General features: G+C 56.2%; 12 protein-coding genes and 1 tRNA gene. 8 read left to right on the top strand and 5 right to left on the bottom strand.

Features of this window, described 5'->3' with window-relative positions; translation table 11 throughout:
• Positions 1-24 precede the first annotated feature (24 nt).
• From rpe to CLM58_RS11120, 6 genes are all read left to right on the top strand, one after another.
• Positions 25-711 carry a ribulose-phosphate 3-epimerase gene (gene rpe / locus CLM58_RS11140; protein ID WP_095596002.1) on the top strand — a complete coding sequence of 229 codons (687 nt, stop codon included), beginning with the start codon at positions 25-27 and terminating at the stop codon, positions 709-711.
• Complete coding sequence (gene gph / locus CLM58_RS11135) at positions 708-1,355, top strand: phosphoglycolate phosphatase (protein WP_095596001.1); 648 nt, start codon at positions 708-710, stop codon at positions 1,353-1,355. Before rpe ends, gph begins: the two co-directional genes overlap by 4 nt.
• Positions 1,356-1,460: 105 nt before the next feature.
• Positions 1,461-2,144, top strand: a complete 684-nt coding sequence (locus CLM58_RS11130; RefSeq protein ID WP_095597067.1) for a DUF1045 domain-containing protein — start codon at positions 1,461-1,463, stop codon at positions 2,142-2,144.
• A 251-nt stretch (positions 2,145-2,395) separates the two neighbouring features.
• Positions 2,396-2,545: a hypothetical protein gene (locus tag CLM58_RS17165; RefSeq protein WP_158221896.1), complete on the top strand. Its 150-nt coding sequence runs from the start codon at positions 2,396-2,398 to the stop codon at positions 2,543-2,545.
• 274 nt (positions 2,546-2,819) lie between these two features.
• Positions 2,820-2,895, top strand: a tRNA-Thr gene (locus tag CLM58_RS11125).
• A 189-nt stretch (positions 2,896-3,084) separates the two neighbouring features.
• Positions 3,085-3,459, top strand: coding sequence for a DUF3307 domain-containing protein (locus tag CLM58_RS11120; RefSeq protein WP_095596000.1), 375 nt, complete (start codon positions 3,085-3,087; stop codon positions 3,457-3,459).
• On the opposite strand, the gene CLM58_RS11115 is transcribed toward CLM58_RS11120, so the two are convergent.
• From CLM58_RS11115 to CLM58_RS11105, 3 genes are all read right to left on the bottom strand, one after another.
• Positions 3,423-5,597, bottom strand: coding sequence for a CHASE2 domain-containing protein (locus CLM58_RS11115; RefSeq protein ID WP_095595999.1), 2,175 nt, complete (start codon positions 5,595-5,597; stop codon positions 3,423-3,425). The genes CLM58_RS11120 and CLM58_RS11115 overlap by 37 nt on opposite strands.
• 68 nt (positions 5,598-5,665) lie before the next feature.
• A complete protein-coding gene (locus CLM58_RS17265) occupies positions 5,666-6,556 on the bottom strand; it encodes a FecR family protein (protein WP_143226559.1) in 891 nt (296 codons plus the stop codon).
• A gap of 244 nt (positions 6,557-6,800) precedes the next feature.
• The gene (locus tag CLM58_RS11105; protein WP_095595997.1) at positions 6,801-8,462 is read right to left on the bottom strand and encodes an ABC transporter permease; all 1,662 of its coding nucleotides are present in this window, start codon (positions 8,460-8,462) and stop codon (positions 6,801-6,803) included.
• A gap of 85 nt (positions 8,463-8,547) precedes the next feature.
• Between CLM58_RS11105 and CLM58_RS11100 the strand changes: the two genes are divergently transcribed.
• On the top strand, positions 8,548-9,423 hold the full coding sequence (locus CLM58_RS11100; RefSeq protein WP_095595996.1) for a hypothetical protein: 876 nt from the start codon (positions 8,548-8,550) through the stop codon (positions 9,421-9,423).
• 3 nt (positions 9,424-9,426) lie between these two features.
• Here the strand turns inward: CLM58_RS11100 and CLM58_RS11095 are convergent, their stop codons facing one another.
• Positions 9,427-9,684 carry a DUF2312 domain-containing protein gene (locus CLM58_RS11095; protein WP_095595995.1) on the bottom strand — a complete coding sequence of 86 codons (258 nt, stop codon included), beginning with the start codon at positions 9,682-9,684 and terminating at the stop codon, positions 9,427-9,429.
• A 125-nt stretch (positions 9,685-9,809) separates the two neighbouring features.
• On the opposite strand from CLM58_RS11095, the gene CLM58_RS11090 reads away from it, so the two are divergent.
• Positions 9,810-10,022, top strand: a complete 213-nt coding sequence (locus CLM58_RS11090; protein ID WP_095595994.1) for a hypothetical protein — start codon at positions 9,810-9,812, stop codon at positions 10,020-10,022.
• 61 nt (positions 10,023-10,083) lie between these two features.
• Here CLM58_RS11090 and CLM58_RS11085 read toward each other — a convergent pair whose 3' ends face one another.
• Positions 10,084-10,368 (bottom strand): hypothetical protein, encoded by a 285-nt coding sequence (locus tag CLM58_RS11085; RefSeq protein ID WP_233133101.1) that lies wholly within the window; start codon positions 10,366-10,368, stop codon positions 10,084-10,086.
• Positions 10,369-10,507: the final 139 nt, after the last annotated feature.

The raw sequence follows: 10,507 nt of genomic DNA, 5'->3' as shown, positions 1-10,507 counted from the left end.
CTCACGCAATTACAGGCAACGCACATGTTTGACCGTTCAATCAAAATCGCCCCGTCGATCCTGTCGGCGGATTTCGCAAACTTCGGTAAAGAGATCGAAGCCATCGAAACAGAGGGCTGCGATTGGGTTCACGTCGATGTCATGGACGGCCACTTTGTGCCGAACCTGACATTCGGCCCGCCCCTCTGCAAAGCCATCCGCAAGCACATCAACACCGTGATGGATGTGCACCTGATGATCTCGCCCGTCGATCCCTATATCGAAGCGTTCGCCGACGCCGGTGCCGATGTCCTGACCGCCCACCTAGAGGCCGGCCCCCACATCCACCGCACCCTGCAGGCCATCCGCGGCGCAGGCTGCAAGGCTGGTCTGGCCCTGAACCCCGCGACGGGGATCGAGGATGTCGAATACCTGCTGGATATGGTCGACCTGATTTGCGTGATGACCGTAAACCCGGGTTTTGGCGGACAAAAATTCATTCACAGCCAGATCGACAAGGTCAAGAAACTGCGCGCCATGATCGGCGATCGCCCAATCCATATTGAGATCGATGGCGGCATCACCCCCGAAACCGCCCCCTTAATGGCGGCTGCGGGTGCTGATGTGCTGGTCGCTGGTTCGGCAGTTTTCAAAGGCGGCTCGGTCGACAATCCAGCTCCCTATGGCGACAACATCCGCTCCATCCGCGCAGCGGCCGAAGCCGCGCTGTGACGGCCGTTATCTTCGATCTGGACGGCACGCTGATCGACAGTGCGCCAGACATTCGAATTGCCGTGAACAAAATGCTGGCCGAGCGGGACAAGGACCCGCTCGACCTGCACACCATTATCGGATTTGTCGGAAACGGCCTTCCCAAATTGGTCGAGCGTGCGATGCGCCACGTGGGTCTGGACCTTGCCGATCACGCCGAACTGACCAATATCACACAGACCCATTACAAAGCCTCTCCTTCTGCGGAAACGCGCCTTTATCCAAGTGTGATGGACGCCCTCGCTGCTTTGCGGGACGAAGGACGGCCATTGGGCGTTTGTACAAACAAGCCCTTCGAGCCCACCGTTCAAATTCTGGAAGAACTGGCATTAGCCCCCTTCTTCGATGCCGTTTTGGGCGGTGACAGCCTGAAGGTCCGTAAGCCTGATCCTGCCCCGTTGTTCGAAACAGCCCGGCAGTTGAATGCCTCTGACTACATCTTCGTGGGCGACAGCGGCACCGACGCCGAAACAGCGGATCGCGCCGACGCGCCGTTTCTGCTGTTTACCGAAGGCTATCGCCGCGACCCGGTCGAGGCGCTGCGCCACAACGCGACCTTTAACCACTACGATCAGCTTCACGCGCTCGTTCGTGGGTTAAGCTGACGCAAGTGCGATCAGACACAGTCGCGGTAAGCGCCTTGAGAAACTTCTGTGCGCATGGCAGGTCCTGTCATGAACCTGTTGCGCATCGGCTTTATGACGGCGACCATGACGAACTTTAAAAGATATGCAGTCTTTTACACCCCAGATCCGGGTCCGCTTATGGATTTTGGCTCTGCTTGGCTGGGCTGGGATCCGGTTGCAGGCGCCCCCGCCGCGCCGCCCGCCATTGAGGGCCTGCCCCAGCCGCTGGATGTCATCACCGCCACGCCGCGCAAATACGGGTTCCATGGTACGATCAAGCCCCCCTTCAGACTGGCCGAGGGCATGGGCCAGGTCGATCTAGTCGCTGCTTTCGATGCTCTGGCGCTTAGCCTGAATTCAGTTCATCTGCAGGGATTGCAACTGTCGCGCCTTGGTCGGTTTCTGGCACTGAAACCACAGGGCGACACCACTGAACTAAAGGCACTTGCGGCGGCCGTCGTTCGTGGGCTGGACATCTTTCGCGCGCCACTTACCGACGCTGACATCGCTCGCCGCAATCCCAACCGACTAAGCGCCCAACAACGCAGTTTGTTGCTTCAATGGGGCTATCCCTATGTCATGGAAGAGTTCAGGTTCCACATGACCATGACGGGCCGCCTGGGCCCTGAAGACCTAAACCAGACCGAGGCAGTGCTGAAACCTCTGATCACCCCCCTACTGCCATACCCCTTCATGATCGACAGCCTGTGCCTGTTCGGTGAAGCCGAAGATGGTAAGTTCCATCTGCTTCATCGGGCAACGCTTTGATGGTCAAACCATAGGCTTTGGATTAACACCTGCCCTACAAGGCATTGGCACCTCACAATTGGCAAATGGCAGGTGATGTACAAAGCTCGCCAAACTCAAAACAATCCGCGCCGCATAAAGCATTTCGCCCGACAACTAAGACAAGCACGGCCGAAACTCTTAGAATTCACGGTGATTAGGGCGATACCTGCCATTATTACGACATTTTTCCGTGAGAAATCAGAGATCGAACCACCGATGGAGCGATTGACATGGATATCTTCCAGCCCGTGACTATGGACCAAATGCTGTATGCGCTGATCCTGACCGGCATGCTGCGTGAAGCCATGATTTTCACCCTGCCCGACGCGATTGCTGGGCCCGGCGGCTGGCTGATCAACACAGCCGACGACGACGAATAATCGACTACTCTGTGGTTAACGCCTCAGCGCGACACTTCTGCACCAATTCCAGTTCAGTTTGAAATCCACGTTATGGGGCATTTGACGTGTCCCAGACTTCTGGCGCGTCTTCGTTCTCTGTTTCGCCTATACGCTTAGGCTGCGGCACGGCAGTTACAGATCAGGTAAATCACCTTGATTAAGACAATCGAGCAGAATTTATAGCCCGCCCCGAACATTTCCGTTCTCTTTCATCTTGAACCCTGTTTCGGCCAATGCTAATCGCTGTGCCGTTGCCCCTATAGCTCAGCTGGTAGAGCAACTGATTTGTAATCAGTAGGTCCGCGGTTCGAGTCCGTGTGGGGGCACCATTTCCCAAACTCAGACGCTTAAGATCGCCAAAGGTGTTTGCGCGGTCTATTTGGTTTTTGCACCCCTGCTTCGGCATCAACCGAGTGTGGGAATGCTGTGCCGGGCAATGTGTTTCGAGATTGCTGATTGCATGAAAGAGAAGGCTGATTGTACGCTGGCATCATCAAAGGATCGAAAAGCGTGCTGAAATGACGACTGAGTTGCTGGTTTTGATGGTGCTTTTTCAAATGAAGCACATGTTTGCGGACTATTTCCTTCAACCAGAATTTATGCGCAGCGGCCGAGACACCTACCTACATTTTGGACGCTTGGCACATGCTGCGGTACATGCCACGGGAACCGCGATCGCGCTGGCATTTGTACCCACGCCGCTAACATTGTTGGCTATTTTAGCTATCGGCGATCTTGTCATCCATTTTCACATCGACTGGTTAAAGGCGCGGGTGACAGATGGATCGGGCCTGACACCAGCGGATGCAGGATTTTGGCGTGCAGCTGGCGTTGATCAGGCCGCACATCAATTGACTTACGTCGCTATCTTGGCGGTTTGGGCGACGGCCTGAACCTGCTGAAAGTCCTCGACCCGGTTCTCAATCTGGGAAAGGTAGTCGATCAACTGCCTGCTGACGGATGGCGCCAAAGACTGACACTCTTGCAGGGACCCAGTGTTCAGGACTCCCAACTTAAGACCGTCTAACAACCCGTCGTATGCCCTGCAGAAGGCTTGAAACGTTTCCGACGCCTTCAGTTCAGCGTCACCGACAAGAACGTAGACGGGTTGGCGCTCTGAAATCCCTTTAAGCGCGACCTTGCCAGCGTAAATCCACGCAAGATCGTCGGCCTCTTCTCGAACCCGCTCCGAGAACACCAGTTCGGCCGACAGGTGACGGCAACTTGTTTCAAGCCGCGCTGCTACGTTTACGGTGTCGCCGATCACGGAATAATTAAATCGTTGCCGCGACCCCATGTTGCCCACGCTGGCCATCCCCGAGGCGACACCAAGACACACACGGATTGGTGGATCGATCTCTGGGTGTCTTCGGGCAAACTCAGCCGTTGCTTTTTCGATCTGAAGCGCGGCCAAGGCTGCCTTTCGACAGTGCTGCTCTACCGGCAGCGGTGCGTTCCAGAAGGCCATGATGCTGTCGCCGATGAACTTGTCGATCGTTCCTTCCTGTTCAAGGATTTCTTCGGACAGATCGGTAAACAGTTCATTGAGAATTGGAACCAGTTGCTGCGGAGAGACTTTTTCTGCCATCGGAGAAAAATTCCGAATGTCCGTGAACATGATCGTCATGTCACGCACTTCACCGTCCAGCGTGATTTCGTAGTCGTGCTCTTCGATTTGTTCTAGAACGGAAGGCGCAAGATATTGGGAAAACGAGCCGCGAATGCGACGCTTGTCCCTATCCGCCACGATAAACTGAAAGGCGTTGAGAAAGCCGAAATTGACCAGCCCGCCGAGCAGCGGAAAGGTCGCGTCGAACAGAATGTTGTATTGGCTGAAAGCGAACCAGCTTCCCGCCGTCACAATCACAGCGACAATTGCCCCTGCAAAGACGGAATGGGCCGCGCCAGACCTGTGCATCAGGCGTGTCACCAGAAATCCCAAAATGACGAAGGCAAGAACCTCTAGCCCTGCAATCGTGTCATTTCGGAACAGGTAATCTTCGGTCAGGATTTGTTCGAGGATCTGCGCGTGGATCGAAACCCCCGGAACGCTTTCTCCAAGCGGGGTCGCCCTGATATCAAGCAGCCCTGCGGCAGAGGTTCCGACCAGCACAATCTGCCCCTGCAGCGCCGCCTGCAGGTCTTCAGGGTTTCGGTCCGTCAAGACGTCATTAGCCGAGATATAAAGGTCAGGATGATCCTTCCTGTAGTGAACCCAGATCTCCCCTCTTTCATTCGTGGGGATGTTATAGCCCGCCACCTGAAGCGATTGCATGACCCCTGAGATGTCAGGCGACCCGTTCAGCAGGAAAATAGGTTGGCCAAGCGCGACACGCAGGGCTTCAGTCGACAGCGACGGCAGGTAACCATCACCCAGTCGCCAGACCAGTGGCACCTGGCGCACGACGCCGGTCGTTCGGATCGGGGTCACGTTCACGTTCCCAATCCCCAGAGAGGCATTCCGTAAGACCGGGATGATAGGCGTGACAGAGCGTAGTGGGATCACTCCCTCACCGGGTGATTGGCCTACCTCGACGAAGCCGGCCTTGTCATATGCCGTTTGATCCGTGCGACTGCCTGAACCCGCGGCCTGACCCAGCACGACGGGTACGCGGGACATCGCCCTCGCAAATACTTGATCCGTCGCCAACCTGCTGGAAAGAACGTCGCGCGCGTCCGGGGAAAGCATATCGGCCAAAACCGGATCCTGAAGCAACCTTGCAAGGTTATTTCGGTCCGGTTCCGCAAACAGGATATCCAGCGTTATGACCGCGGCACCATAACCCGCGAGTTTGTCCAGCAAGATAGCAAGTTGGTCACGCGGCCAAGGCCATTGCCCGACCTCACGCAGCGAATCCTCATCGATATCAACGACGCGTACAGGAAGTTCCTGATAGTCACGAGGCTCCAGCCTTTGCAGGAAATCAAAGTAGCTCAGGCGGAGCGTCTGAATGGGATGCGGGTTTGCAAGCCTAAGCGCTGTCAGCACCAGAATAAGTGCGGCCCCGAGAAGAAGAACAGGCGCGCGCAAGACCTAGGTCGCTTTCTGCGGGATAAAGCCAAAGGGCAAAACAAAAGCTGTCATTCGGATTGCCAGACTTAGTCCCGATCTTTCTGCGATCCTTCACGACCTTCACTATTTCCGTTCCCTGTTCCGGGTTCGCAGCCACTGCCGTTACATCCGGTTTCAAGCTCGGGCTCCGGTTCAGGTTCAGGTTCTGGTTCGGGCTCAGGTTCTGGTTGCGGAGGGGGTGGCGGCGCAGGCGTTTCTTCCGTCTCTTCATCTTCAGGAATAGATTGGACGACAATATCGAAATGACGACCACACCCAGATAGATCAGCTTCGAACTGCTCGTCTAGAAGAGACGGGTCATCAATAAACACGAACTTCGAGGTCAGCGCCCGTGTGGCGCGCCGACCGATGAATTCACGCACGACCTTTCGGCGAGGAACAGACGCAATCGCACAAGGGTCCTGGATCAAGCCGCAATAGGCTTTGTTGTGGCACATCTTCACCTGCCCCTCGAGCAGGGCCATCACAGTATCACCACGGCGAACATTCAGATCGAAGGCCGTTCCACGAATACCCATCGTCGCTGTCGGCGTCGAAATCTCATAAACATCGCGATTGCTATTGCCAGAAATAAACCTGAACCCGCCGCCAATCGCTTTCACTGCAAAGCGGCTTGCGCGATTGGAGGACCGCATCAGGACATCGGTGATTTCCAGTTTGGAGTTCGGCCCCATCGCGATCTTTGTGCCGTCATCAAATACCAGCTGAACGCGTGACTTTGCGTCGGTCTCGATCGTGCTGCCTTGCTCGATCCGCGCGCCCTGTTTCAATGCTGTCGCGGTTGATCCTTCTTTGACCGTCGCTTGGCCCGCCAAACCGGTGACAGTCGCGATTGGCGCAGCAACACCCCCCGCAACGGAGCCAACAATCAAAACCGCGCAAAGCGCAATAGACTTCAGAAAATGTGAAAATGACATGGCTTCACCAAAAAAACAGGCGCCCACAGGCGGGCTTGAAATCGGGAGAATTACCTCGCGATTAGACAACAATCGCGGTTATTTTTCAACATAATTACAATTTTAAGCAATCTAATGTCACATTGATGACATTTTTCGCGAACGCGCAACTTCACACAAATTCCTTCGGGTGCTGTACGCACTATGTGAGGATGAAACCTACGCGATTTGATCTGATCGAAAGCTACAGTCGCAACGCCCCGGATCAAACTGACCGACTTGTTCGCGCCAGCAATGCCACCGCCATCAGCCCCACCCCAACAACTAGCAGCGCGGCAGGTGCGGCACCGCCCAAGTCTTCAAGCGATGCCTTCTCGTACACGCGCGTGGCCAGTGTGTCATAGTTGAAGGGACGCAACAGCAAGGTCGCGGGAAGTTCTTTAACGCAATCAACGAAGACAAGCAGCAGCCCGGTTCCAACCGACCCGCGGATCAGTGGCAGGTAAACCGACCACAGGGTGCTGCGGGCATTTCGACCCAAGGAGCGGGCCGCCATCGGCAGGCTTGGAGAGATACGACCCATCGCAGATTCTGTCGCCCCTTGGGCCACGGCGAAAAACCGGACGGCATAGGAATAGACAAGCGCGAAGGCGGTCCCGGTCAGGACCAGCCCCACATCGACACCGAAAGTGTTCTCGACACCGTCAGCCAGCACGTGGTCAACACTGGCAAGGGGGATCAAAATGCCAACAGCCAGAACAGCGCCCGGTGCCGCATATCCGATGGTCGTCACAGGCAGCAAAAGGCGCGGCAGTTTTTGACCGCTCAAACGCACCCCATAGACAAGGAACAGGGCCGCGATCATGGTCGCGACAGCCGCCGCGCCGCCAACGAATAGCGTGTTGATAAGGGCCTGAAGAAGGCCCGGCTCGAACCAGCTTTCGTTGCTGATCGCATGGGACAGCAAAACACCGACCGGCAGAGCAAAGCCAATCAGGAAAGGCAACAAGCACAAGCCAGATGCGGCCCACGCCGTAGGACCGGTTAGCTGTTTCACAACGATCGGACGCGGCTGGCGGCTTGGGTTGTGGAAACGCAGGCGCCGGCGGCTGAACTTTTCCATGGCCATCAGCGCCAAGATCAGGATCAGAACCACGCTCGCGATCTGGGCCGCGCCACCCGCATTGCCGCTTTCCAGCCAGACAGAGAAGATGCCGGTGGTCAGGGTCTGAACCGCGAAAAACTCTACCACGCCAAAGTCATTGACGGTTTCCATCATGACAATCGCTGCACCGGCCGCGATTGCAGGCCGGGCCAGTGGCAGGCCGACGCGCCAGAACCGGCCGAACGCCCCAGCCCCCAAGGCTTGCGCGACCTCATAGATGCTGCCTGACTGTTCGCGAAACGCTGTTCTGGTCAGAAGATAGACATAGGGGTACAGCGCGAAGGACAGCACCAAGATCGCCCCACCGCGAGAGCGGATTTCGGGGAACCAATAATCCCGGGCACTTTGCCAGCCAAACATATCGCGCAACGCGCCCTGAACCGGGCCCGCGTATTCTAGAAAATCGACCAGCGCATAGGCCCCGACATAGGCCGGGATCGCCAGCGGCAGAAACAACAGCCATTCCAGCCAGCGCGACAGCGGGAAGCGGTACATTGACAACAACCATGCAGTCCCTGCCCCGACAAAGGATGACAATGCCGCCACCGCCAACATCAAGGTGACCGAGTTGCTTAGATAGCGCGGCAACGTGGTCCGGATCAGGTGGGGCCAGATGTTCTCTTCCGGGTGAAATGCTATCCAGACGACCGACAGGATCGGCATCAAAACCAGTGCCGAAATCAACAATGCCCCGATTGACCAGGGGTTGGCCTCGATCTTGGGTCGTTTGCGGTTCATGGCTGGCTGGTTTGCGACGGTCATTTGCCTGACCTAAACGAATGCGGTTTACCTGTCCAGAAAGGCTGGTGTAACCAGAGGATAACAAAATTCATTGGCGAGAGAGTTCATGAAGTTCGCATATCATTTCGGCGCCCATTGCACCGATGAAGATCGCCTGTTGAAATGCCTGTTCAAGAACCGTGGCGCCCTAGGTGAGCGCAGCATCAATGTTTCCGGCCCCGGACGCTATCGTGCACAGCTGCGCGCCGCTGTTGGCGAACTGCGCGGAGAGATCGCTTCTGATGCCAAACAGGACGAACTTCTGGATGATGTGATCATTTTCGACAACGTCGAACGCGTGATTTTTTCACACTCCGCGTTTCTGGGAAGCGCCGGCGGCGCGGTAGGATTAGGGCGGTTTTACCCCAAAGCAGGCGAGTTGGCGCAGGGCTATGCCCGGTTGTTTCCGCAAGACCACTGCGAATTCTTCATCGCTGTCCGCGACCCGGCCACCTACTTTCCGGCCATTTTCAAACAAAGCGGCGAAAAGGACTTTGAAAAGTTCATGATGGGGATCGAGCCCATCAATATGTACTGGTCCGAAACGATCTCTCGGATCAGACGTGCGTCGCCGGGATCGCCCTTGATTGTCTGGGCCAATGAAGACAGCCCGGTTATCTGGCACGACATTCTGAACCGGTTCGCGGGGATTGGCCCGGATATGACCCTGCGCGGATCATATGACTTCCCGGCAAGCCTGATGAGCGAAGACGGGGTTCAGGCGCTGGCCAGTCGACTGAAAACAGATCCGCCGAAAGACGCCGCATCGAAACGTGCGCTTCTGGCCGACATGCTGGACACCTATGGCCGCCCTGACGCCATGGAAGAAGAGATCGACCTGCCCCACTGGTCGCAGGACCTGATCAACGCGCTCACCGAGGCCTATGAAGAGGATCTGGAGCGGATCGCCAAGATGGAGGGGGTCACGTTCCTGACCCCCTGATCATCACATCCCAAGCGCTTCTTTATACATATCAAGGATCGCCTCTTCCTCGGCGATGTCGTCCTTGTCACGCTTGCGCAGCGCGATCACCTTGCGCATGACCTTGGTGTCATAGCCGCGGGACTTGGCCTCTGCCATGACCTCTTTCTGCTGCTCGGCGATGTCTTTCTTGTCGGCTTCCAGCCGTTCATAACGCTCTATAAACTGGCGCAGCTCGTCTGCGGTCACGCGATAGCTTGCGTCGGATGCGGAACCTTCCATGTCGGCCTCTGATCTGTTTCGATGTTTCCCCCTCGGATAGCTGCCGCGACGCCCCTTCGCAAGCCCTGCCCTTGCCTTGAGCCCCCGCATCGTCTAGGCGCGTGGCAAAAGGACAGGAGACTGACATGGAATGGCTGGTTTGGGCAGGCGCCGCTGTATCGCTTTTGGGGCTCGCAGGGCTTCTGTATTGTGTCCGCGTCGCAATGAAGGCCAAGAAAGAGGGCTTGTCCGGCGAAGAGATGCACGCCCGCCTGAAAGGCGTGGTTGCTTTGAACATGGGCGCCCTGTTCGTGTCGGCCATCGGGCTGATGATGGTCGTCATGGGCATCATGCTGTAACCCTAAACGAAAACACCCCGCGAAGACGCGGGGTGCCCTAAAAAACTCGGTCGGTTGCAGGTCAGACCGGCATGTTGTCAAACATGTCGTCCGCTTCTTCCTGTTCCAGTTGGTCAACAAACCGCAAAAGATCGTTTGGGACTTGCAGACCCAAGGTCCGCATCTCCGAGACTTTTTCACGCAGCTGCTCCAGCAGGATATGTTTATCCTCCGGGTCTTTCTCTACTTCTTCCAGAAGCATGAGTGCTGCCGCGCGAAGTTCTTCAAAAGCCATGTATTCTCTCCCAATATCTTTGGCCGTCTCTGCCACTGGAACTACCAGCGGCGTCTTTAATCCGATGCGCATCTTCTGAGCAAGACTGGTTAATCAGGTCTTAAACAAACAAAAGCGGAAACACGCAGATCGCCTTCCTGACAGAAGTAAACCCTTTGACGGCTTTTTCCTTGATACATGTCAAAATTAACGCGGCTATGACAGTTTGGAA

It is taken from the genome of Actibacterium pelagium (genome assembly GCF_002285415.1).
Lineage (GTDB): Bacteria > Pseudomonadota > Alphaproteobacteria > Rhodobacterales > Rhodobacteraceae > Actibacterium_B > Actibacterium_B pelagium.
This window is presented reverse-complemented; position numbering and strand designations above follow the sequence as displayed.